Here is a 23,048-nt window from a genome sequence, read left to right as displayed (position 1 = left end):
ATCCGACTCCAGGAGACACCCCGTGGACTTCGCATACTCCGACCGGACGCGCGAGCTCGCCGCCAAGCTCGAGGCGTTCATGGCCGATCACGTCCTTCCCGCCGAGAAGATCTACGACGAGCAGATCGCCGCCAACGAGAACCCTCACGAGCAGCCGCAGGTCATGCGCGACCTGCAGAAGAAGGCCCGCGAGCTCGGGCTGTGGAACCTCTTCATGACCCACGGCGACCTCGGCGCCGGACTCACCAACCTCGAGTACGCCCCGCTCGCCGAGATCGTCGGGCGCTCGATCATCGGCAACGAGGCCATCAACTGCTCGGCCCCCGACACCGGCAACATGGAGATCCTCGCCCTCTACGGCACCGAGAAGCAGAAGGAACAGTGGCTCAAGCCGCTGCTGGACTGCTCGATCCGCTCGGCGTTCGCCATGACCGAGCCCGCGGTCGCGTCGTCGGACGCCACCAACATCACCTCGACGATCCGCCGCGACGGTGATCACTATGTGCTCAACGGCCGCAAGTGGTACACCTCCGGCATCCTCGACCCGGACTGCAAGCTCATCATCTTCATGGGCAAGTCCGATCCGGATGGCCCGACCTACCGCCAGCAGAGCATGATCCTGGTGCCGCGCGACACCCCCGGCATCGAGGTCATCCGCGATCTGCCGATGTTCGGCTTCACCGACCGCCTCGGACACGGCGAGGTCCAGTTCACCGACGTCCGCGTCCCGGTGGAGAACATGCTCGGCGAGGAGGGCGACGGCTTCGCCATCGCGCAGGGCCGCCTCGGGCCGGGCCGCATGCACTACGCGATGCGCGCGGTGGGCATGGCCGAGCGAGCCCTGGACCTCATGTGCCGGCGCGCCCAGGAGCGCGTCGCCTTCGGCGGCCCGCTGGCGAGCCGCGGTGTGGTCCGGGAATGGATCGCACGCAGCCGGATCGAGATCGACCAGATCCGCCTGCTGGTCCTCTACGCGTCCTGGCTGATGGACACCCAGGGCAACGCGGCGGCGCGCTCCGAGGTCGCGGCGATCAAGGTCTCGGCCATGGAGGTCGCGCACAAGGTCGTCGACCGGGCGGTGCAGACCTTCGGCGCCGCCGGTGTCAGCAACGACACCGTCCTGGCCCGGCTCCACGCGTTGACCCGCGCCCTGCAGATCGCCGACGGACCGAACGAGGTCCACCTCCGCACCATCGCCCGACTGGAAGTGAAGAAGCACGCATGAGCACCGAACTGAACGGAAAGGTCGCCCTCGTCACCGGCGCGAGCCGAGGACTGGGCCTGGCCATCGCCCGCGGCCTCAAGGAGGCCGGTGCGACGGTGATCGTGGCCAGTCGCAAGCTCGACGCCTGCGAGAAGGCCGTCGCGTCGCTGGCCGATGTCCCGGCCGGCCAGGCCCATCCGCTGGCGCTGCACGTCGGCCGCTGGGACGATCTGGAACCGGCCGTCGACGGCATCATCGAGCGCCACGGAAGCCTCGACATCCTGGTGAACAACGCCGGGATCGCGCCTCTGGAGAAGAACCTGGTGTCGGTCTCGGAGGCGCTGTGGGACAAGACCATCGAGGTCAACGTCAAGGGGCCGTTCCGGCTCATGGCGGTCGCCGGCGACCGGATGCGCGCAGCCGGCGGCGGCTCGATCATCAACATCTCCAGCATCGGCGCGCTGCGTCCGAGTCCCGCCGAGGCCATGTACGCCGCGGCCAAGAGCGGACTCAACGCCCTCACCCAGGCCTTCGCCCAGGAGTACGCCCCGACCGTTCGCGTCAACTGCGTGATGCCCGGCAGCTTCGCGACCGACATGGCGGAGAATTGGGACGAGGAGTTCATCGGGCTGGTCACCAACCGCCTGCCCGCCGGACGACTCGGCCGGCCCGAGGAGATCGCCGGGATCGTCACCCATCTGGCGAGCGACGCCGCCGGTTACACGACCGGTGCCCTGATCCCCGTCGACGGCGGCCGGACCGCGGTCTACTGAGGAGACACACCATGACAGTCGACACCTTCGAGCAGCCGGCCGGTTCCCCGGCCGCCCTCTTCGGACTCTCCGGCAAGACCGCGATCGTGACCGGCGCATCGTCCGGTCTCGGACTGGGCTTCGCGGCGACCCTCGCGAGTGCGGGGGCCACGGTGTACGCGGCCGCCCGCCGACTCGATCGCCTGCAGGAACTCGCGGACAAGTACCCCGGTGTGGTCCCGTTCCGCTGCGACGTGACCGACGACGCCGATCGTCGGGCTCTCGTCGACGACGCCTTCGAGAAGACGGGCCGCGTCGACGTCCTGGTGAACAACGCCGGGATGGCGGGCCCGCCGCACGCCGAGCAGGAGACCCACGAGGGTTTCACCCGCATCCTCGACCTGAACCTGCTGGCCGGATTCCACCTGTCCACCTACCTCGTCACCCGCCTGACCGAGAGCGCCGACGAGACCGACCCGGTCAACGCGTCGATCATCAACATCGCGTCGGTCATCGGCCTGGTCTCGACCGCCCCGATCGGCGGCGCCTCCTACGCCGCCTCGAAGGCCGGGACCCTCGGGATGACCCGCGAACTCGCCGGCCAGTGGGGCCGGCGCGGCATCCGCGTGAACGCCGTGGTCCCCGGTTGGTTCGACACCGAGATGACCGACGGACTCTTCACCAACGAGAAGTCGGCCGGATGGGTCCGGCGCAACACCATGCTCGGACGAGGCGGTCGCGAGGGCGAGGTCGACGGCGCCGTGCTGTTCCTCGCCTCCGACGCGTCGTCCTATGTCACCGGTCAGGCGCTCGTCGTCGACGGGGGCTGGACCGCGCGATGAGCGGAGCACGTCACCCCCACCAAGTCGTAACGTCCCGGAGTGATGCGAAATGAGAAAACTGGCAACCGAGTTGCTCGATCGCGCGGCGCGCACGCCCGACGCGATCGCCGTCGTCGATCAGTACGGTGAGCACGACCTCGACACCGTCGTGTCGACGGCCCGTCGTCTCGCCGACGCCATCGCCGCCCACAGCGATGCCGCGCCCACGGTGATCGTCCAGGCCGACAACACCTGGCTGACACTGGCCGGCGCGCTCGCCACCGGCCTGCGGGGCGGCGTCGTCGCGGTGCTGAGCCCGCATGCGACCGCATCCGAGTTCGACCTCGCCATCGAGGACATCGCACCCGACGTGGTCATCGCCTCCGACGAGGTCCTCGACCACTGGGGCGCCACCGACGGCCGGTTCGGCCACCGCCTGCTCGACGGGGAGCGCACCGTCCTCGCCACGGACTCCTTCCGCCCGATCGACCGCTGGGCCGGCGGCGCGGCGATCGCCATGACCTCCGGCTCCACCGGTCGCCCCAAGTGCGTCGTGCAGTCCGAGGAGTCGATCCGCTACGCGGCCCAGTCGACCATCGACATCGTCGGACTCCGGCAGGGTGAGGCGGTGGGCGCGTTCGTCCCGCTGTCCTCGGTGGCCGCCTTCTGCTTCGGCCTCTACCTGCCCGCCTACCTCGGCGGCCGCATGGTCTGCATCGAACGGTGGTCGCCGCCGGCCGCCCTGGCGGCGATGCGCGACCACGAGGTCGCGTGGACCATGCTCGTCCCCACCATGGCGCTCCAGCTCTCCATCGCCGACGGCGCGGAGAAGAAGCTGCCGTCGCTGCGCGCCATGACGGTCGGCGGCGGTCCGATGAACGCCCGCGCCCTCGGCGAGGCCGAAGAGACCCTCGGCACCACGTTCCTGCGCGTCTTCGGGATGTCGGAGTGCCTCGGCCACACCAGCCCCGCGCTGACCGACCCGCCGGAACTGCGACTCGGCCGTGACGGAAAGCCGTTCCCCGGCACCGTCGTCCGCGCCGTCGACGCCGCCGGGGCCCCGCTCCCGCCCGGGGAGATCGGCGACGCCCAGGTGCGAGGCCCGTCGCTGTTCGTGGGCTATGCCCGCGGCGGCGTCCCCCAGCCCCCGGAGCTGACCGAGGACGGGTTCCTGCCGACCGGCGACCTCGTCGAGGTCGGCGAGGACGGATTCATCCAGGTCATGGGCCGCCAGAAGCAGATCATCATCCGCGGCGGACGCAACATCGACATCAACGAGGTCGAGAGCGCGATCGCCGGGCTGCCCGGAGTGGTCCAGGTGTGCGTCGTGCCCGTCCCCGACGACCTGCTCGGCGAGCGCGCCGCGGCCCTCGTCGTCGCGGGCGACGCAGAGGTCACGCTCGAGTCGATCACGTCCCAGCTCGACCAGGCGGGATTCCCCAAGTTCAAATGGCCGGAATACGTCTTCTCGGTCGAGGACCTGCCCCAGAACCGCGTCGGCAAGCTGTCCCGGCCGGATGCCATCTCGCTGGCCAGCCGCCTTGCCGGCCGTGTACGCGAAAACGCCTGAGAACCAACGACACGAGGAAACGACATGTTCAATCTGATGGTGCTCGCCTCCCGACCGAGCGACTGGACCCACGAGCAGTTCATCGAGTGGTGGCGTGGCCCGCACGCCGAGGTCACCTACCCGCTTCCCGGCCTCCTGCGCTGGCAGCACACCGAGATCGTGGACAGCTTCGACGAGAAGTCGGCAGGCTGGGACGGATTGTCCGTCCTGAGTTTCGAGTCGCGTGAGGCGCTCGAGGCCGCGCTGCGGAGCCCGGAGTGGCAGAAGGCGGTCGAACACGTCGGCTCGATGCGCGGGCGCCGGATGATCTGGTACGGCGATGAGAAGACGATGGTGCCGCTGACCGTGCCCACGCCGTGAAACCCCCTGCGGTGAACGACTCGACCGTGGACCCCGCGCCCGCGAACCGCTCGGCCTGGCTCGAGCCGGGATGCCACCCCGTCGCCGACGGGGTGTTCCGCATCCCGCTCGAGCTGCCCCAGGACGGTTTGCGGGCGGTGAACGTTTATGTCCTCGAAACGGATTCGGGCATCGCACTGATCGACGGCGGATGGCACCGTCCGGACACGCACGCGGCGATGGCCACCGCCCTCTCGTCGATCGGAAGACGTCCGGAGGAGATCACCGACGTCTTCGTCACGCACATCCACCGCGATCACTACACGTTCGCCGTGGAGCTGCGGCGCCGGTACGGATGCGCGATCCACCTGGGTGCCGGCGAGGCCCACGGACTGTCCGAGATCCGCCGCATCAACTGCAACGTGCCGGAGGAGTCCCTCATCCAGGCCCGCCGCTCCGGCGCCCACGAACTCGCCGACGAGGTCTACCGCGTCACCGTCGACGAACCCTTCGACGCCACCGACTGGGAGGACCCCGACACCTGGCTGCACGCCGGTCCGCTCCCTCTTGCCGGGCGGCATGTCGAGGCGGTGGACACTCCGGGGCACACAAAGGGCCACATCGTGTTCCATGATCACGACACCGGCCTGTCGTTCACCGGCGACCACATCCTGCCCACCATCACGCCGTCGATCGGCTTCGAGCTCGGCACCTGGGATCTGCCTCTCGCCAAGTTCCTGGCCTCGCTCGAGCTCGTGGCCGACGACCCCACCCCGCGCACGATCGCGCCGGCACACGGCAACGTCGGCGGTTCGGTCCGGGAGCGGGCGCGGGCACTTCTGGATCACCACGGCAGACGGTTCGACGAGATCCTCACGGTGATCGGCGAGGAGGGCGGACCGCTGTCCGGCCATCGCGTCGCCGAGCGGCTTCTCTGGACCCGCCACGACCGGCCCTTCTCCACGCTCGACACCTTCAATCAGCTGATCGCCGTCTGCGAGACGATGGCGCATCTCGACGTCCTCGTCACCGACGGCCGCCTCACGGCCCACACCGTCGACGGCGTGGATCTCTTTCGCAGATGACCGCGTGGTCACGCACGTCGTGACCACGCGGTCATCTGCGTTTCGCCACAACCGATTCGACGAGCGCCGCCGTCGCAATCCGGGCCCGGTCCGCGATACCGTTCGGTCCGGCTCGGCCGACGGCGCCCGCGCCCGGAAGAGAACAGGAGTTGACCCATGCTGGCCGTACAACTGATCGACTGGGGTCGCGCCCCGGAGGTGCGGGAGATCCCCGACCCCGAACCGACAGGCGGCGAACTCGTCATCGACGTGGACGCGGCGGGGCTGTGCCTGTCGGACCTGCACGTCATGGACACCCCCTCCGGGGTCTTCGACTACCCGCTGCCCCTGACCTTGGGCCACGAGGTGGCCGGCACGGTCAGCGCCGCAGGCCCGGACGCGGATGCCTCCTGGATCGGCAAGACCGTCGTGGTGCACGGGATCTGGTCCTGCGGGACGTGCCGAAACTGCGCCCGGGGTCGTGAGAACTACTGTCTCGCACTGGCGCGCGAACCCGGTGGCCGCAACCCGAGGATCGGGAACGGCCTGGGCCACCCGGGCGGGTTGGCCGAGCGCCTGCTGGTTCCGTCGGCCGATGTGCTGGTCCCGACCGCCGGTCTCGACCCGACGGTCGCGGCGCCGCTCGCGGACGCGGGACTGACCGCCTATCACGCCATCTCCTCGAACTCCGACCTGATCGACTCCGCGACGGTCGCCCTGGTCATCGGCGTCGGCGGCCTGGGGCACATGGCCATCCAGATCCTGCGCGCGATGGGCGTGGGTACCGTTTTCGCGGTCGACAACCGCGAGCAGGCCCGCACGCTGGCGGTCTCGCTGTCCGCCGATGCCGCGTACACGTCGGTCGACGAGGCGGCATCCGACATCCGGGCCCACGGCGGCGCCGACATCGTCCTCGACTTCGCCGGAGCGCCCGCGACGGTCGAGTCTGCCTCCACCGTCCTCGGCCCGGGTGGCCGCCTGGTGATCGTCGGCACGGCCGGCGGACGCCTGACCGTGGGCAAGGACCTCGGCCTGGCCTCCGGTTGGCAGGTCCGCGCCCCGTTCTGGGGCACCCGCGCCGACCTCGCCGAGGTCGTGGCACTGGCCGCGGCCGGCCATCTCACCGCCGAGACCGTGACATTCGACCTGTCCGAGGCGCCCTCGGCCTACGAGCGGTTGCGTCGCGGCGAGCTGCCGGGCCGGGCCGTCGTGCTGCCGAGGCGCTGACCGCCGTTCGCGCCGCGCACGCGACCGCTCCAACGGCTTCCGCACAGACGAAGAGAGCGCCCGACCGGTCGGTCGGGCGCTCTTGTCGTCGTCAGGCCTGTCGGTTCATCGCACCGACAGTGCTGCGGCCGCGGTGTCGGCGGCGGTGAGCCCGAAGGTCAGTGCCGTGCCCAGGCCACCTCCGTAGGCGCGGTACCAGAGGCCACCGGTGTCCGACCCCGCCGCGAGCAGGCCCGGGATCGGCCGGCCCGACTCGTCCAGGACGCGTGCTTGCGTGTCGATGAGGATTCCGTAGAAGGGGAACGTGACCGCGGGGACCGTCTCGATGATGTAGTAGGGCGGTTCGTCGAGCGGCAGCGGATCGAGGGTGTGCCCCGGCGAGGCCTTGCCCTCGCGGATCGCCTCGTTGTACTCGGCGATCGCGGCTGCGATGGCCTTTCCGTCGTAGCCCCATTCCTCCGGGAGGTACTCGAACTCCTCCAGCGATTCCGCCATGCCCACACGTCCACCGCGCTTGGCGGTGATCCCGAACTTGTCCGGGGCGACGGCGCCTTCGACGTACGGTGCGGTCATCCAATCCCGGTACACCCGGGCATCGGCGACCAACAGCCCGCGTGCCTCCGGCTGTTCGAGGAGCTCGATGGTGTTCAGGTGATCGCCGAGGGTCTCGTCGACGAAGCGCTTGTTCTCCAGGTTGAACAGCAGGCAGTGCTCGCTGTAGTAGAGGGCCAACTCGACGAAGTCGTCCTCACCCAGGGTGATCCCGCTGGGGATGAGGTGTCCGTAGAAGCCCGCGTTCTCCTTGCCGAAGGCCGCACCCACCTCGCGCGCGAGCCGGTGCCCGCCGCCTGCGCTGTTGGGATTCGACCGCAGTTCGATGTCCCGGGCGGCGGGATGCAGATGACGCGCGCGCAGCTCCGGGTCGGCCTGGAAGCCGCCGGTGGCGATGACGGTGAACGCCGCACGGATCTCGCGGGTCGCGCCGTCCGCCGAGGACACCACGGCACCGACGACCTCGCCGTCCTCCACGACGAGATGCTGCGTCTCGGTATTGAGCAGGAGTTCGTTGTCGTTCTCGCTCAGCTTCTTCCGGCACAGTTCGAGGTAGTGGTTGGTGTCGAAACGGTATCCCGCGCCGTAGGGCAGGATCGGTTGACGCTCGCCGACGTCCGCACCGAACTCTCGCAGCCACTCGACGGCGCCGGGGAAGTTGTCCACGAGGTGACGCCGCAAGTCGTCGTCGCCGCCCGGATTGTGCTTGTCCATGGCCTCGTGGCTCGGCATCGACCACACGTATCCGGCGTGACGCGCCGATCCGCCGATGTCGGCAGAGACCTCGACCGTGCAGACCCGGAGTCCGGCCTCGGCCGCGCGCACACCGACGGTGCAACCTGCCATGCCGGCTCCGATGATGAGCAGGTCGTATCGATTGTCGGTCACGCCAACCTCCATCCCATTTCCTGAACTGATATCAGTTTATGATTATGCGCCCCGGGTTGTGATGTCAACAACAGCGGGCGCCGGATCGGCACCGCGCATCCGCGCAACACCGCCCACGACCCCTGAACCACCACATCCACCACGGGCGTGCGGGAGACTGGACCACATGTCGGAAGACCCACAGTCGTCCGCCGAGGACGACCGGCGGCCCACTCAGGACGCGAACGCACCCCGATACACCCGCGACGAACTGATCGCCCGGCTCGAGATCGACCCCAACTTCGCCGAGAAGGCCTGGAATGCGTTCGGTTTCGCCCGGCGATCGACCGACGACAAGGTCGCCTCCGAGAACGACCTGGCCGCCCTGCGGATGTTCGCCGCGTCCTCGGAGTCGATGCCCGAGTCCACCAAGATCGCGATGGCGCGGGCGATCGGCCAGACGATGTCGCATCTGGCCGACTGGGAGGCCGACCAACTCCGTGACATCACCGCCGATCCCGAGTTCCCGTGGACCGTCGAGCAGATGTGCGCCGCGCTCGGCCAGGTCCAGCAGTTGATCTGGCGTCGCCACATCGCGATCGCGCTCGAACGCCACCGGGAGCACGCGGCCGAGGAGGAGGTCGACCTGGTCGTCGGTTTCGCCGACATCGTCGGATACACGAGCCTGTCGCGGCGCATCGACCTGCACGACCTCGAAGAGCTCCTCGGGTCCTTCGAGGACGAGACGTTCAGCGTCGTCGTCGACCACGGCGGCCGGGTCATCAAGACGCTGGGCGACGCGGTGATGTTCACCTTCGAGGACGCGCACGCCGCCGCGGAGGCCGCCATCCGGATCCACGAACTGTCCGACGGCGACAGGTTGCCCCCGCTCCGGGTCGGGCTCGCCCGGGGGCCGGTCCTCCAACGGTTCGGCGACGTCTTCGGCGAACCGGTCAACATCGCCTCGCGGCTCACCAGCTCCGCGCGCCCCGGCTCCACCCTGGTCGACGACTCGATCGCCGAGGAGATCGGGGCCGATGACCGCTTCTACCTCAAATCGATTCCCACACTTCGAGTTCGGGGGTACAAGTACCTGAAAGCGCGGGTCCTCGAACCACACAAGCGAGGCCCGCTGGCCGAGTGACCGGCAGACGTCACTTCGGTGCCGCGATCTCGATCGAGGTCGCAGTCACAAAACGACGTCTGGGAGTTCACTCCTGGGTCCGACCCCGGGCCTTCCTCGCCGGCTGCTGACCGGTCACCGTCGGGCCACCGCACTCACCCGCACCTCGCTCGCCTTGATGACGAGCACCACCCCGAGGCCCGGCACGAGCGCGAGGTCGGCCACCGCCGCCCAGGTCACCTCGGCGGCGACCATCTGTCCACCCACGTCGGTGTGCACCACCGCGTGATCGCCGCGCGGTACCACGTCGCGCACCGTCGCCCGCAGCATCGTCCGCGGACTTCCGTGCGGCTCGTGGAGGTACACGGCGACAGCGCGGGGCGAGAACGTCGCGGCCGCGGTCTCCCCGTCGGGGATTCCGCCGCCGGGTGCGTCATCGGCCACGGTTCCGACGACCCGATTCCCGCGATGGTCGACGACGCAATTCGCGTCCACGAGGGTCCCGACGAAGAGGTTGAGGCCCGCGAGCGACGCCGTGAACCGCGACCCCGGGTTGGTCAACACCTCACGTGTGGACCCCGATTCGACGATTCGCCCCCGATCCAGCACGACGATGTCCTCGGCGAGGCCGAGTGCGTCCACCGGATCGTGCGTCACCATGATCGTCGTGCGACCGTGGTCGGCCAGCAGCTCCCTCATCAACGCCCGCAGGCGACTGGCGACGTCGACATCGAGTGCCCGAAACGGCTCGTCCAACAGCAGAATCCGCGGCTGGGCGGCCATCGCCCGCGCGATCGCCACGCGCTGCGCCTGGCCACCGGACAGCTCGCCCGGCCGTCGGTCGGCGAGGTCCGCGACCTCGGCGGCCTCCAGCCAACGTGACACCCGTTCGCGCACCTGCGCCCGGGACAGCCCCTGTGCGGCCGGCGCGAAGGCCACGTTGTCAGCGACGGTGAGGTGCGGGAACAGCCGCGCGTCCTGCAGCAGCTGGACGACGCCCCGCCGGTGCGGCGGAACGAATACGCCGCGGTCGCGGAACACCTGGTCACCCAACGTGATCCGGGTCGGCTCGTCCCCGCGGACGAGCCCCGCGATGACGCGCAGCATCGTCGACTTCCCGGCGCCGTTCGGTCCGACGACGGCCGTCGTCCGCCCTGCGCCGAATCGGTGCTCGATGCGCAACGGCGGCACCGCCTGTTCGATGACGACGTCGAGGTCTGCACTCACATCGCACCCGCCTCACCGCGGCGCCGGCGACTGTGCACGCCCACCACGACGACGAGCGAGATGACGACGAGGATGAGCGACAACGGAACCGCGGCCTGCGGATCGTCGACGGCCGCCACATAGATCGCGAGCGGCGCGGTCTGGGTGACGCCCGGGGCGTTGCCGGCGAAGGTGATCGTCGCACCGAACTCTCCGAGCGCACGGGCGAAGGAGAGCACCAGTCCGGCGACAAGTGACGGGGCGACCAGCGGCAGCGTCACCTTCCACAGCGTCCTGCTCGGCCCTGCGCCGAGTGTGGCCGCCACCTCCTCATAGCGCGTGCCGATCACGCGCACCGCCCCTTCGACGCTGATCACCAGGAAGGGCAGCGCCACGAAGGTCTGTGCGAGAACGACGGCGGTGGTCGTGAAAGCGACGTCGATGCCCGCGTCGTGCAGGCGTCCGCCGATGATGCCCAGGCGCCCGAACGTGTAGAGCAGTGCCAGGCCGCCGACCACCGGCGGCAGCACCAGCGGGAGCAACACCAGTGCCCGCAGCACCCGCACGACCACGCCGTCGTGCCGCGCGAAGATGACCGCCATCGGCACACCGAGCACCAGGCACAGCACCGTGCTCGTCGCCGCCGTCGTCAGCGAGAGTCGCAGCGCGTCAAGGGAAGACGACGAGGTGACCTGGTCGACGAACGTCCCCCACGGCGTCCGGAACAGCAGCGCCAGCGGCGGGACCACGATCAACGCCACCCCGACGGCCGCGATCGCATATGCCCAGGCCGGCAGCCCCGTCGCACCACGACGGTCGAGACCCGTTCCGAGGGCGGTCACGGCGACCCGAACCCGGCGTCCCGGAGAATGCGCTGCCCGTCCGGCCCGAGGACCAGGGCGACGAATTCGCTGCCCAGCCCCGCATCCGGCGCGTCCTTCAGCGTCGCGATGGGATAGGCGTTGACGACCCCGGCGAAGACGGGATCGGTCACCGTCGACACCTTGTCCCCTGCTGCCGCCGCGTCGGTCACGTACACGACCCCGGCATCGGCCTGCCCGGTGGTCACCTTGGTCAGCACCGCTCCCACCGACTGCTCCTCCGACGCCGCGGCGACGGTGATGCCGGTGTTCTTCTCGACCACGTCCGTCGCCGCCCCGCAGGGCTGCGCGGACTGGCAGACCACCGTCGTGACGCCCGGCTTGTTCAGATCGGCGAATGAATCGATGCCCTTCGGATTCCCCGGCGCCGTCACGATCACGAGCGTGTTGGTGGCGAAGGTCCCCGGGTCGACCGCCAGCCCGCCGAGTTTCGCCATGTTCTTCTCGTCTGCACTGGCGAAGACGTCGGCAGGCGCTCCCTGCTCGATCTGGGTGGCCAGGGTCGACGAGCCGTCGAACGAGAGGCGGACGGCGACACCCTCGTGCCGCTTCTCGAACTCCTCGGCGATCGCGGTGAAGGCCCCTTTCAACGACGCCGCGGCCGAGACGTCGAGGACCGGGCCGGAGCCCGTCGAGCCGGCCGCGCACCCCGCGCCGAGCACCATGGCGGCCACCGCTGCGAACGCGTGCCGCCTCACCGCTTCTCCCGCGTCGTCTCGACGATGACGTTGGTCGACTTCACGATGGCCGTCGCCACCGATCCGGGCTCGAGCTCGAGCTCCCGGGCCGACTGCGCACTCATCAGGGACGTCACCTCGAACGGGCCGCATTGCAGCGTCACCTGCGCCATGACGCCGTCGACGATCACCTCGGTGACCAGACCGGTGAAACGGTTGCGGGCCGACCGCGCGACCGGCGCGCCGTCGTCGGGGGCGGCCGCGCGCTCGCGCGCCAGCTCGGCGAGCCGGGCGCCGTCCACGGTCGCCACCGGCCCCTCGTCGGACTGCTCGAGGACGCCGGAGGCGATCCAGCGTCGGACAGTGTCGTCGCTGACGCCGAGCAGCGTCGCCGCGTCCCTGATGCGTATCGCACTCACTCGCGGAATCATATCCGCATCTGCGGATCGTCGCGCATTGTGGACCCGCAACTGCGGATCATACGCAGGTGGTCGACTTCGAGCGGACTCGACGTTCTGGCGTGACGTGGACACCGGCCGCCGGAATTCCCCTCGCGGGAGCGATGAGTTCCGGTAGGAAAGACAGTCTGCCTTCCCGTGGGCACGCGACCGCCGACACCGCCCTGACCACCGAAAATCGTTCGCCCCTGTCAGAACCCATCGATACCGTGGAGAGTTATGAACTCAGTCACAGCCCCCACCGCCGTACCCGGCGATGTCGCGACCACCGATGTCGCGATCGAGGCCATCGACCTGGTCAAGCGCTTCGGCGATTTCACCGCCGTCGACGGTGTCAGCTTCACCGTGCCGCGGGGCACTGTGCTCGGCCTGCTCGGACCCAACGGTGCCGGTAAGACGACCACCGTCCGCATGATGACGACGCTGTCCCCGCCGACCAGCGGCACCGCCCGCATCGCCGGATACGACGTCCGCGAGCAGCCCGGGCTGGTCCGGCAGAACATGGGCCTCACGGGCCAGGCCGCCACGGTCGACGAGATCCTCACCGGTCGCGAGAACCTCCGGATGATCGGCGGGTTGTACGGCATCGGCCGCAAGGCGCTCGCGAGGCGTTCCGAGCAGCTGCTCGAACAGTTCTCGCTCACCGACGCGGGAGACAAGCAGGTCAAGTCCTACTCCGGCGGCATGCGCCGACGCCTCGACCTCGCCGTCAGCCTGATCGCGGCCCCGCCGGTGCTGTTCCTCGACGAGCCGACCACCGGCCTCGACCCGCGCAGCCGCACCGAACTGTGGGATGTCCTGCGCGACCTCGTCGCCGGCGGCACCACACTGCTGCTGACCACGCAGTACCTGGAAGAGGCAGATCAGCTCGCCGACGACATCGTCGTCATCGACAAGGGCAGGATCATCGCCCACGGCACCCCGCTACAACTCAAGGAGCAGGCGGGCGCGGCCAGCCTCGTGCTGACCGTCTCGCACGCCGAGGACCTCCCGGCGGCCGAGGCGCTGCTACGCAAGAACGGCACCGAGGTGTTCGTCGACGTCCCCGCACGACGCCTCACCGCCGCGACCGGCGGCCTGGGCGACCTCCCCCGCGTGGCCGCCTGGTTCGAGGAGAGCGGGATCTCGGTCGACGACTTCGGCCTCGCCCGCCCGAGCCTCGACGACGTGTTCCTGTCCCTGACCGGACACCGCGCCACCGACGACACCACCACCGACGACACCGACGAGGAGAAGTCCTGATGACCGCCACTGCCCAGACCGACGCGGTGGTCGACGACACCCCGCGCACCCATCCCACGACGCTCTGGCAGCAGTCGTGGATCATGGTGAAGCGCAACATGATCCACACCAAGCGGATGCCGGAGATGCTCTCCGACGTCACGATCCAGCCGATCATGTTCGTGCTGCTGTTCGCGTACGTCTTCGGTGCGTCGATCCAGACCGACAGCGGGTCCTACAAGGAGTTCCTGCTCCCCGGCATCATGGGACAGACGATCGTCTTCACCGCGTTCATCGTCGCCTCGGGCATCACCGCCGACCTGGAGAAGGGGATCATCGACCGCTTCCGCGCGTTGCCCATCCAGCGGTCGTCGGTGCTGATCGGACGCAGCATCGCGAGCCTGCTGCACAGCAGCATCGGCATCGTGGTGATGGCGGTGACCGGTCTCGCGATCGGCTGGCGCATCCGCGGGTCGTTCGCCGAGGCGGTGCTCGCCTTCGCCCTGCTGTTGCTGTTCGGGTTCGCGATGATCTGGTTCGGCATCCTCGTCGGGTCCTGGTTGCGCACCGTCGAGGCCGTGAACGGCTTCATGTTCTCGACGCTGTTCCCGATCACGTTCCTGTCGAACGCCTTCGTCCCGACCGCGCCGATGCCGACGTGGCTGCGGACCATCGCCGAGTGGAACCCGATGTCCTCACTCGTGCAGGCGATGCGCGTGCTGTGGGGCAATGGCCCCGCATTCGGCTCCGATGCCGCACTGCCGCTTCAGCATCCGGTGATCTCGACCCTCATCTGGGCGGTCGCCCTGACGCTGATCTTCGCGCCGTTCGCGATTCGCGCCTACAACAAGCGCACCGTGGACTGAGGCACTCGCGCGTCCGGGGACACCCGCCGGGCGCGGGTGGGTCTCCCCGCGCCTCGCCGGCGGTTGTGTGCGAGGGGCGGCGGCCCGCTCAGGCGGTCAGCGTGATCGCCTGCAGCGGGTCGCTGTAGATTGCGTCGAGGGAGACAGCGCCGGCCGCCTGCTGCTGCACGGTGGCACCCGAATGTGACACGCGCACATCGCGCTTCGTCGCGATCGAGGTCTCGCGCACTGCACGCGCCACGGTCGGCAGGGTCGCCGGGTAGTCGGTGAACGCCTGGCCGCCGAGGATGATGTGGTCGGGGTTGAAGATGTCGGCGATGAGTCCGACGGTACGGCCGAGCACCTGGGCGCGCTCCTCGAGGAGGGCGCGGGCAGTCGCGTCCCCGGAGCGGGCCAGAGCGTGGATGCCCTCCACGTCCTCGACCGAGAGTCCCAGTGCGCGAGCCGCTTCGACGACCCCGGTGTCGCTCACCGCAGGCTCGAGACGCCCCGTCTTCTCGGGGTCGAGCAGGGTGGTCGGGCCGGTCGGGAAGTGCCCGATCACGGGCGGGCCCGCGGTCGGGGTGTGGACGGTGCCGCCGACGCTGAAGGCGATGCCCAGCATCTCGCGGGCGTAGAAGTACAAGAAGCTCGACTGCTCGTCGTCGGGGTTGAGGACCAGCTCGGCGGCGGCCATCGCCTCGACGTGCGACGCCACCGACACCGGCAGACCCACCGCCTCGGCGATCACCCGACCGACCGGTGCGGACTCCCAGCCGAGCCGCGGATGGTCGACGAGGCCCCCCTCGGCGACCCGGCCGCCGATCGCGACGCCGACCCAGAGGACACGCTTGCCGGTCCAACGCTCGGCGAAGCGGCGGGCGCTGACGCCGATGGCGGCGAGGGTCTGCTCGGGGTTCTCGGCGACCGGGGTCGGGATCTGGATCGCGCCGACGACGCGGTGCAGCAGGTCGTGGGTGGTGATCGAGGTGACCTTGTAGCCGATGTGGATGCCCAGGGTGAGGAAGTCGGCGAGGTTGACCTCGAACGGCAGGCGCGGCCGGCCGATGGCGCCCGACGGGGCGAGGTCTGCGCGCTCCCGGATGAGACCGGCCTTCAGCAGGGCGCTGACCTGGCGGTTCACCGTGGAGATGGAGAGTCCCGTGCGCTCGGCGGCGTCATCGCGGAACAGGGGGCCGGCCAGGCGGGCGGCGCGCAGGACGAGCGCCGCCGGCTTGGTCGACAGCTCCAGGTGCGGCGTCGCGACGTGCACCCGCGGGTCCCCCTTTCCGAGTCCGCGCCGGTCGGCCGTCGCGCCGGGGACACGGCTCGGCGGAACCGGCGCGGGTACGGCCGACAACGGCGCGTTCGGGCGATTCACCTGCGGTCCACGACGGACCGGACGTGTCGCCGGCCGACGCGTGAGCGGCGTCGGTGCAGTACGCAGGTTACGGGCAGAGATGTCGGAAAGCGTGGCGGTCATGATCGTCCTCGTCGAATTGCCCCGCGCGGAAGACGGCGGGAAGGGGTGGGAATGCTCGAATCACCAGATCTGGAGCGACACCCCGTGGACGAGGCGTCGGCTCAGCGCATTCGACGACAACAACAGAGAACGCGAGCAAGCGGCAGACGGCAGCCCAGAGCGGTGGTCACGTAGGTGACCTCCGGCAGCTTGCGGTCCGTGCTCGACATGCGCATCAAGCTAGCAACGCCGACCCCGTCGCGGCAAGCCCGTTCCCCCAGGTCATACAGGACCGGGGCGGCGCGGGCACACGCGTGCACCGGCGAATCTAGGGCGGGATCAGGCAGTTCGCACCATTTGCGCTCAGCCTGATTTCAACATCCCGTCCAGCGTCTATCCGACCTGCGGCGACGCCGAAAACGGACCAAGGGCGCATTGCTCCTTCGCGGTCGATTGTGTCAGTGGGCGGCGGTAGATTGTGACCATGACCACAACAGCGGACGGGCCGATCTCCGACTCGGACTTCCTTGCCGCCGCCGAGCCCTACCGCCGCGAGATCGTGGCGCACTGCTACCGGATGACCGGCTCGCATCACGACGCCGAGGACCTGACCCAGGAGACGTTCCTGCGGGCGTGGAAGGCCTACGACAAGTTCGACCACCGGGCATCGGTCCGCACCTGGCTGCACAAGATCGCGACCAACACCTGCCTGACCGCGTTGCAGAGCTCGCAGCGCCGGCCGCTGCCCTCGGGGCTCGGCGGCGACGCCTTCGATCCCACCGACGACCTCCTGCAGAACCACGAGGTGCCGTGGCTGGAACCCTTCGCCGGGACCGTCGACGAGATCGCACCTGCCCCCGATGCCGATCCCGCCTTCGTGGTCGGCGCCCGCGAATCGATCCGCCTCGCCTTCATCGCGGCGTTGCAGCATCTGCCCGAGCGTCAGCGCGCGGTCCTGATCCTCCGCGACGTCCTGCAGTGGCGCGCCGCCGAGGTCGCCGAGACGATCGGGGTCACCACCGCGACCGTCAACAGCCTCCTCCAGCGGGCCCGTGCGCAGCTCGAGCGCGCGCGTCCGCAGGCCGACGCGGCGCGCTCCGACCCATCCGTCCTCGACGACGACGCCAAGCGCGAGCTGCTCGCGCGCTACGTGTCGGCGTTCGAACGCTACGACGTCGACGCGATCGCCGCGATGTTCACCGACAAGGCGATCTGGGAGATGCCACCGTTCACCGGTTGGTACCAGGGTCCCGACGCCATCGGCACCCTCATCAAGCGCAACTGCCCGGCCGAGAAGGCCGGCGACCAGATCATGCTGCCGACCGTCGCCAACGGGCAGCCCGCCTTCGGTCTCTACATGCGCGAGCCCGATGGCGTCCACCGCCCGTTCCAGCTCCAGGTCCTCGACATCGATCCGGCGGCGCGGAAGGTACGGCACACGGTCGCGTTCTTCAGCCGGACGATGGAGGAGGACTTCGCCCGGTTCGGTCTGCCCGCGACCCCGTACGACGCCCCGGCGCGCACCACACCCGCACCCTGGCACTGACGCCCGCCTCCGCCACCGGTCAGCGATCGGTGGTCCGGGGGATCTGGGCGGGGTCCATCCAGACGACCTCCCACGCGTGACCGTCGGGATCGCAGAAGCTGCGTGCGTACAGAAAGCCGAGGTCCTCGGTCTCCCGTAGCGGCGTGCCGTCCGCCATCGCGGCGTCCGCGATGCGGTCGACCTGCGCCCGCTCGTCCACGGCGAACGTCACGACCGACTCCCGCAGCCCCGGCCCCTCCAGCGGACCCGCCACCGCCAGACCCGCGAACCGCCGTCGATCCATCAGGACCACCATCGCGCGATCGTTGACCACCATGCACGCGGTCGAGTGGTCGCAGAACATCTCGTCGAACCGGAAGCCGAGCCTGCGGAAGAAGTCTCGGGATCGTCGGACGTCGGCAACGGGCAGATTGACGAACATCATCGATGCCACTGGCGGTCTCCATCTCCTCGGGCTGCCTCCCCGGACCGCCGGACGCATCACGCGGCGACTCCGTCCGGTGGAACGCGGTCTCCCCCATACAGACCATCCCGGTCGGACGAACTCATCGGCGTCGAATACTGTGCAGGTATGGGCGTCATCTATCTAGTGCGGCACGGTCAGGCAAATGCGTTGGCGTATGGGGTTTCCGACGACTCCGCGGACCTCCGCAACGGCCCCGGCGGGCTCACCGCGACAGGCGACACGCAGGCCGCGATCTCCGGGTCGTTCCTCGCCGGCCAGATCGAGGGTTTCACCGACGCGGTCAGCGGCGACCTCGCCCGTCAGAGCCAGACCCTGCGCGGGGTCCTGGGGGCCTTCGACGCGCGGCCGGAGGCCCGCATCGACACCGGATGGAACGAATACTCGCTGCCCGCGCTGGTCGGTCATGCGTCCCCCGAGATGTTCCGGGACGGACGCAATTACCAGCAGCAACTGGACAAGGGACTGGCGGCGTGGATCGCCGCCGGTGACCACGAGCCCGACCCCGGGCCCGACGGCGGCCCCGCGGAGAGCTATCCGCAGTTCCAGGCACGTGTCCACGACGCGGCCAAGCGCGCCGTCGAGCGTGCCGGATCGGGCCAGACCGTGCTCATCGTGTCGTCGGCGGGGACCATCACCCAGTGGATCGCCCAGTTGTGGGGCATCCCCGACGAGCAGTGGCCGGCGATGGCCCGCACGATGGTCAACGCGTCGATCACCAAACTCATCGTGGGCCGCCAGGGTGTGTCGGTGGTGTCGTTCAACGAGCACGGTCACCTCTCCGACCGCTCCGGGGGCGTCGCCACCTTCCGCTGACCGAACCGGAACTCCGACCGAGACGACAAAGGTCCACTGCCCGCCGAGGGCAGTGGACCTTCGTCGTTCAGACGCGGGTTCGGCTACGCCCGATGCAGATTCGTCCCCGGGCGGGTCAGGACGACGTTCGGCAGCACCGCATACCGCGACAACTGGGTAACCGAGTGCGCCACGACGGCGACGTCGGCGGCGGTGATCATCTCCTCCTTCGGGATGCGGTCCTTGAGCCAGTCGGTCATGTCGGTGGCCACGTATCCCGGCGCGATCGTCGTCGCGCTCACGCCGTTCTCCGACTCCTCGAGGTTGAACGTCTCGCAGAGGGAGATCAGCGCAGCCTTCGTCGCACCGTACGCGGACAGCTCCGGCTCCGGGTACACGCCCGTGATCGACGCCACCGCAATGACTTTCGCGGCACCGTGCCCCGCGGCCGTGGACCGCAGCGTCGGCAGCACCGACTGCAACAGAATGTACGGCGCACGCACGTTGACCTGGTAGAGCCGGTCGAAGCGCTTGACCGGCATCTCGGCGACCGCGCCCTTGGACCCCATGCCGGCGTTGATGACCAGCGCATCGCACCTACCGAAGGCCTCGCCGTGCGCGGCGCCGAGGGCGGTGACGGCGTCGGTGTCGGTCATGTCCGCCGGCACCACCTCGACTCGGCCCGCGCCCAGCTCACGGAGTTCGGCAGCCTTGGCCTCCAAGGCTTCCCGACCGCGCGCGCTGATGGTCAGGTCCCAGCCGTCGGCGGCGAGGCGTTCGGCGATCGCCGCGCCGATGCCGCGCGAGGCCCCGGTCACCAGCGCGGACCGGTTGGTCTGTTCACTCATTCGTGTGTCCCCCGTGGGTTGTACGTGATCCCTGAACCCAGCGACGACCGGGTCTCAGCCGACGAGCCGCAGGCCTTCGGCGATGAAGACCGCGGTCGCTTCCGCCGCGTTCTCGGCCCCGTCGCCCGAGGACGCGCCGGAGAGCGCGCGATAGGTGATCCCCTCGGCGATCACACCGAGCTTGAGGTTGGCCAACCCCAGGTAGAAGTCCCAGTCGCCGAGATCGGAACCCGTTGCGGTCGCGTACTTCTGGGCGATCTCGTCCACGGACGGATAGCGGTCGCTGGTCCAGGCCGCCGAGAAACCCAGGACTCGGTCGAACGCGCCGGTTCGGTACACGCACATCAGCGCGACATCCGTGATCGGATCGCCCAGCGTCGACATCTCCCAGTCGACGACCGCGGCGATCCGGCCCGGGTCGTTCGCGTCGACGATGGTGTTGTCGATGCGGAAGTCGCCGTGCACCACCGATTCCCGCGCTTCCTGCGGCACGCGCTCGGACAGCTTCTCGACGAGACGCTCGACGTCGGGGAGGTCGCGCGTCTTCACATGACCCCACTGCCGCGCCCACAGTTTCACCTGGCGGGCGGCGAACCCGGCGGGACGGCCGAACTCGCCGAGGCCGACGGCCTTGTAGTCCACGGCGTGGAGATCGGCGAGCGTCCGGACCAGGCCGTCGATGTTCGCCGCGACCTCCGCGTCGGAGTAGGCGGCGAGATCCTCTTCGGTCCGCACCACCCGTCCGTCGACGAATTCCACCACGGTACAGGGAGCCCCGATGATCGAGCCGTCCTCGTCGAAGGCCACTGTCGTGGCCACCGGCACCGACGTGGACTGCAGAGCGCTGGTGACCGCCCACTCCCGGCCCATGTCGTGCGCCGACGGGGTGAGGCCGCCGGTCGGGGGCCGACGGGCCACCCACCTGTTCACGCCGTCGGTGACGGTGTAGGTCAGGTTGGACTTTCCGCCGCTGATGAGGTTGATGTCGAGTTCACCGGCGGGCTCGACCCCGTTGCGGCGCAACAGTTCTTCCAGGCGCGCTGCGTCGAGCGCGTTCTCGATGGAGGTCACTTCGCCTCCGCCGCGGCTTGCGCCTTCTTCGCCCGGCCGATGGCGCGACGCGCGATCGCCCAGCGGTGCACCTCGGAGGGGCCGTCGTAGATCCGGAACGGACGCAGCTCCTGCGCCAGACGGGCGATCGGCAGGTCGGCGGACACGCCGAGGCCGCCGCACATCTGCATGCTGCGATCGGCGATCCGCGAGTATGCCTCGGCGGCAAAGGTCTTGGCGATCGAGGTCTCGTTGGAGGCATGGTTGCCCAGGTCCAGCTCGTGGCATGCCTTGAGCAGCAGTTGCCGGGAGGCGGCCAGGTCGATCTCGTTGTCGGCCACCATCTGCTGGATCATGCCGAGGTCGCCGAGCTTGCCGCCGAATCCCTCACGGCGGGAGACATAGTCGAGGGCGACGTCGTGGCAGCGCTTGGCCGCGCCGAGCCAGCGCATGACGTGCGTCATACGGGCCGGCCCCAGACGGACCTGTGCGTATCGGTAGCCCTGGTCGACCTCGCCGAGGATGTCCTCGTCGGGGACGAAGACGTCCTCGAACGTGACCTCGCAGTGGCCGCCGATCATGGCCTTGTCGATGGTGTTGATGTGCCGGCCGACGGTGATGCCAGGGGTGTCGGCGTTCGCCAGGAACATGGTGGCGCCGCCACGATCACCAGGCGAGCCGGCGGTTCGGGCCATGATGATGAAGAAGGCCGCGCCCTCGGCGCCGGTGATGAAGTGCTTGGTGCCGTTGATCTTCCAGCCGCCGTCGACGCGGACGGCCTGGGTGTTCAACGCATCGGGGTCCGCGCCCGCGCCCGGCGCCGGCTCGGTCATCGCGAAGGCCGAGCGCACCTCGCCGGAGGCGAGCGGGGCGAGGAACTTCTGCCGCTGCTCCTCGCTCGCGATGTGGTCGAGCATGTGCACGTTACCCTCGTCCGGCGCGCCGATGTGCAGGGCGACCGGGCCGAACGTCGAGTAGCCCGCGGCTTCGAAAACCGCTGCGCGGTCGGTCATGTTGAGTCCGAGCCCGCCGAACTCGACCGGGGCGTGTGGCGCGAAGATGCCCTCCGCCTTGGCCTTTGCGTTCATCTCACGACGCAGGTCGTCGCCACCGGCCGCGGTGATGTCACCGTTGTGGGCCTCTTCGATGGGCAACACGTAGTCGCGGATGAAACGTTCGGTCTTCTCGACCAGCTCGACCACCTCGGGGTCGTGGCGCAGGTCTATCGGCATCGTGACTCCTCTGACTGAACCGGCGGGGAAGTCCCCGTCGCCGACCGAGCGATCGTTCGGCATGCCATACATTGCCAGGCGATGCCACCCCGGTCAAGACCGGGAAGCGCAATTCCGTGCTGTCCCGTCGGTACCCGACCGCACTATCTGGGTCGGTACCCGACCGCACTATCTGGGTCGGTACCCGACCGCACTATCTGGGTCGGTACCCGACCAGGGCCCGGGCGAGCTGGAGATTCCGCTGGATCAACTCGTCAGGGCCGAGGAGACCGTCGAGCTTGAACCACGTCGAGACCCCCACGCACATCGTGGCCACCGCACGCGCGGCGTCCTTCGGATACGGCGTGGTGAAGTCGCCCGCCTCGACGCCGGCGAACACGATCTCGTCGACCATCCGCTGCTGGCGATCGCGATGCCCGATGTACTTCGGACGGTAATCGTCGTCGAGACTGCGGATCTCGGTGGAACCCACGAACGCCTGCTCACGGCGGTACATGTGGAATCGGAGCAAGGACTCGACCACCGCGTCGAACTGCTTGACCGGCTCCGGGCCGGCCTCGCGGATGGCCGCCTCCGAACGGGCGAGGAGATCGGTCATCGTCCGCTCCAGCAGACCCTGCAACAAGGACTGCTTCGACGGGTAGTGGTGGTACAGACCGGGCACGGACAGGTTGGCCCGCGCGGCGATCTCCCTGACCGACGTGCCGTGGTAGCCCTGTTCAGCGAAGGCCTCGAGGGCCGCGGCGAGCGGGACCGGGAGCTCGGGCTCACCGTAGTCACGCCAGGATCCAAGAGGCTGCTTCGCGGGTCGGACGTCTGTTTCGCCGGTTCCGCTGCTCATGGGA

23 protein-coding genes are annotated in these 23,048 nt (G+C 69.3%); 12 read left to right on the top strand and 11 right to left on the bottom strand.

Annotated elements, in window-relative coordinates:
• Nucleotides 1-22 precede the first annotated feature (22 nt).
• From E1P53_RS13775 to E1P53_RS13745, 7 genes are all read left to right on the top strand, one after another.
• Entirely contained in the window at nucleotides 23-1,225 is a 1,203-nt protein-coding gene (locus tag E1P53_RS13775; RefSeq protein WP_131734657.1) for an acyl-CoA dehydrogenase family protein, read from the top strand.
• Nucleotides 1,222-1,977: an SDR family NAD(P)-dependent oxidoreductase gene (locus E1P53_RS13770; protein WP_131734656.1), complete on the top strand. Its 756-nt coding sequence runs from the start codon at nucleotides 1,222-1,224 to the stop codon at nucleotides 1,975-1,977. Before E1P53_RS13775 ends, E1P53_RS13770 begins: the two co-directional genes overlap by 4 nt.
• Nucleotides 1,978-1,988: 11 nt before the next feature.
• Nucleotides 1,989-2,798, top strand: coding sequence for an SDR family NAD(P)-dependent oxidoreductase (locus E1P53_RS13765; RefSeq protein WP_006901053.1), 810 nt, complete (start codon nucleotides 1,989-1,991; stop codon nucleotides 2,796-2,798).
• Between the two features lie 49 nt (nucleotides 2,799-2,847).
• Complete coding sequence (locus tag E1P53_RS13760) at nucleotides 2,848-4,347, top strand: class I adenylate-forming enzyme family protein (protein WP_131734655.1); 1,500 nt, start codon at nucleotides 2,848-2,850, stop codon at nucleotides 4,345-4,347.
• A 24-nt stretch (nucleotides 4,348-4,371) separates the two neighbouring features.
• On the top strand, nucleotides 4,372-4,707 hold the full coding sequence (locus tag E1P53_RS13755; protein WP_006901051.1) for an EthD domain-containing protein: 336 nt from the start codon (nucleotides 4,372-4,374) through the stop codon (nucleotides 4,705-4,707).
• 11 nt (nucleotides 4,708-4,718) lie between these two features.
• A complete protein-coding gene (locus tag E1P53_RS13750; protein WP_131734654.1) occupies nucleotides 4,719-5,771 on the top strand; it encodes an MBL fold metallo-hydrolase in 1,053 nt (350 codons plus the stop codon).
• Between the two features lie 156 nt (nucleotides 5,772-5,927).
• A complete protein-coding gene (locus tag E1P53_RS13745; protein ID WP_006901049.1) occupies nucleotides 5,928-6,977 on the top strand; it encodes an NAD(P)-dependent alcohol dehydrogenase in 1,050 nt (349 codons plus the stop codon).
• A gap of 105 nt (nucleotides 6,978-7,082) precedes the next feature.
• Here the strand turns inward: E1P53_RS13745 and E1P53_RS13740 are convergent, their stop codons facing one another.
• Nucleotides 7,083-8,429 (bottom strand): FAD-dependent oxidoreductase, encoded by a 1,347-nt coding sequence (locus E1P53_RS13740; RefSeq protein WP_006901048.1) that lies wholly within the window; start codon nucleotides 8,427-8,429, stop codon nucleotides 7,083-7,085.
• A 154-nt stretch (nucleotides 8,430-8,583) separates the two neighbouring features.
• Here E1P53_RS13740 and E1P53_RS13735 point away from each other — a divergent pair, with 154 nt between their 5' ends.
• Nucleotides 8,584-9,540, top strand: a complete 957-nt coding sequence (locus E1P53_RS13735) for an adenylate/guanylate cyclase domain-containing protein (RefSeq protein WP_131734653.1) — start codon at nucleotides 8,584-8,586, stop codon at nucleotides 9,538-9,540.
• Between the two features lie 114 nt (nucleotides 9,541-9,654).
• On the opposite strand, the gene E1P53_RS13730 is transcribed toward E1P53_RS13735, so the two are convergent.
• Genes E1P53_RS13730 through E1P53_RS13715 form a run of 4 tightly spaced genes read right to left on the bottom strand, consistent with a single transcriptional unit; the run spans nucleotide 9,655 to nucleotide 12,702 of the window.
• Nucleotides 9,655-10,746, bottom strand: coding sequence for a sulfate/molybdate ABC transporter ATP-binding protein (locus E1P53_RS13730; protein ID WP_131734652.1), 1,092 nt, complete (start codon nucleotides 10,744-10,746; stop codon nucleotides 9,655-9,657).
• Nucleotides 10,743-11,567: an ABC transporter permease gene (locus tag E1P53_RS13725; protein ID WP_131734651.1), complete on the bottom strand. Its 825-nt coding sequence runs from the start codon at nucleotides 11,565-11,567 to the stop codon at nucleotides 10,743-10,745. Before E1P53_RS13725 ends, E1P53_RS13730 begins: the two co-directional genes overlap by 4 nt.
• Nucleotides 11,564-12,304 (bottom strand): molybdate ABC transporter substrate-binding protein, encoded by a 741-nt coding sequence (modA, locus tag E1P53_RS13720; RefSeq protein ID WP_131734650.1) that lies wholly within the window; start codon nucleotides 12,302-12,304, stop codon nucleotides 11,564-11,566. Before modA ends, E1P53_RS13725 begins: the two co-directional genes overlap by 4 nt.
• The gene (locus E1P53_RS13715) at nucleotides 12,301-12,702 is read right to left on the bottom strand and encodes a TOBE domain-containing protein (RefSeq protein ID WP_006901043.1); all 402 of its coding nucleotides are present in this window, start codon (nucleotides 12,700-12,702) and stop codon (nucleotides 12,301-12,303) included. Before E1P53_RS13715 ends, modA begins: the two co-directional genes overlap by 4 nt.
• A gap of 258 nt (nucleotides 12,703-12,960) precedes the next feature.
• Between E1P53_RS13715 and E1P53_RS13710 the strand changes: the two genes are divergently transcribed.
• Entirely contained in the window at nucleotides 12,961-13,983 is a 1,023-nt protein-coding gene (locus tag E1P53_RS13710) for an efflux ABC transporter ATPase subunit, DrrA-related (RefSeq protein ID WP_006901042.1), read from the top strand.
• Nucleotides 13,983-14,828 (top strand): ABC transporter permease, encoded by an 846-nt coding sequence (locus E1P53_RS13705; RefSeq protein ID WP_131734649.1) that lies wholly within the window; start codon nucleotides 13,983-13,985, stop codon nucleotides 14,826-14,828. Before E1P53_RS13710 ends, E1P53_RS13705 begins: the two co-directional genes overlap by 1 nt.
• 88 nt (nucleotides 14,829-14,916) lie before the next feature.
• Here E1P53_RS13705 and E1P53_RS13700 read toward each other — a convergent pair whose 3' ends face one another.
• Nucleotides 14,917-16,080 (bottom strand): ROK family transcriptional regulator, encoded by a 1,164-nt coding sequence (locus E1P53_RS13700; RefSeq protein ID WP_040527020.1) that lies wholly within the window; start codon nucleotides 16,078-16,080, stop codon nucleotides 14,917-14,919.
• A gap of 673 nt (nucleotides 16,081-16,753) precedes the next feature.
• Here E1P53_RS13700 and E1P53_RS13695 point away from each other — a divergent pair.
• Nucleotides 16,754-17,815 carry a sigma-70 family RNA polymerase sigma factor gene (locus E1P53_RS13695; protein ID WP_040527037.1) on the top strand — a complete coding sequence of 354 codons (1,062 nt, stop codon included), beginning with the start codon at nucleotides 16,754-16,756 and terminating at the stop codon, nucleotides 17,813-17,815.
• A 19-nt stretch (nucleotides 17,816-17,834) separates the two neighbouring features.
• On the opposite strand, the gene E1P53_RS13690 is transcribed toward E1P53_RS13695, so the two are convergent.
• Nucleotides 17,835-18,248 carry a VOC family protein gene (locus E1P53_RS13690; RefSeq protein ID WP_006901038.1) on the bottom strand — a complete coding sequence of 138 codons (414 nt, stop codon included), beginning with the start codon at nucleotides 18,246-18,248 and terminating at the stop codon, nucleotides 17,835-17,837.
• 138 nt (nucleotides 18,249-18,386) lie between these two features.
• Here E1P53_RS13690 and E1P53_RS13685 point away from each other — a divergent pair, with 138 nt between their 5' ends.
• Nucleotides 18,387-19,094: a histidine phosphatase family protein gene (locus tag E1P53_RS13685; protein ID WP_131734648.1), complete on the top strand. Its 708-nt coding sequence runs from the start codon at nucleotides 18,387-18,389 to the stop codon at nucleotides 19,092-19,094.
• 83 nt (nucleotides 19,095-19,177) lie between these two features.
• Here E1P53_RS13685 and E1P53_RS13680 read toward each other — a convergent pair whose 3' ends face one another.
• The 4 genes from E1P53_RS13680 to E1P53_RS13665 all read right to left on the bottom strand — a co-directional run bounded on the left by E1P53_RS13680 (nucleotide 19,178) and on the right by E1P53_RS13665 (nucleotide 23,044).
• Nucleotides 19,178-19,921 (bottom strand): SDR family NAD(P)-dependent oxidoreductase, encoded by a 744-nt coding sequence (locus tag E1P53_RS13680; RefSeq protein WP_131734647.1) that lies wholly within the window; start codon nucleotides 19,919-19,921, stop codon nucleotides 19,178-19,180.
• Between the two features lie 54 nt (nucleotides 19,922-19,975).
• A complete protein-coding gene (locus E1P53_RS13675; RefSeq protein ID WP_006901035.1) occupies nucleotides 19,976-20,992 on the bottom strand; it encodes a phosphotransferase family protein in 1,017 nt (338 codons plus the stop codon).
• Nucleotides 20,989-22,203 carry an acyl-CoA dehydrogenase family protein gene (locus E1P53_RS13670; RefSeq protein WP_006901034.1) on the bottom strand — a complete coding sequence of 405 codons (1,215 nt, stop codon included), beginning with the start codon at nucleotides 22,201-22,203 and terminating at the stop codon, nucleotides 20,989-20,991. The genes E1P53_RS13675 and E1P53_RS13670 overlap by 4 nt, the downstream gene beginning before the upstream one ends.
• A 193-nt stretch (nucleotides 22,204-22,396) precedes the next feature.
• Nucleotides 22,397-23,044, bottom strand: a complete 648-nt coding sequence (locus tag E1P53_RS13665; protein ID WP_006901033.1) for a TetR/AcrR family transcriptional regulator — start codon at nucleotides 23,042-23,044, stop codon at nucleotides 22,397-22,399.
• Nucleotides 23,045-23,048 lie beyond the last annotated feature (4 nt).

Origin of the sequence: Gordonia paraffinivorans (assembly GCF_900683595.1) — a bacterium.
Classification (GTDB): domain Bacteria; phylum Actinomycetota; class Actinomycetes; order Mycobacteriales; family Mycobacteriaceae; genus Gordonia; species Gordonia paraffinivorans.
Note: the sequence above shows the minus strand (reverse complement) of the source record. Positions and strands in the feature narration are given on the sequence as shown.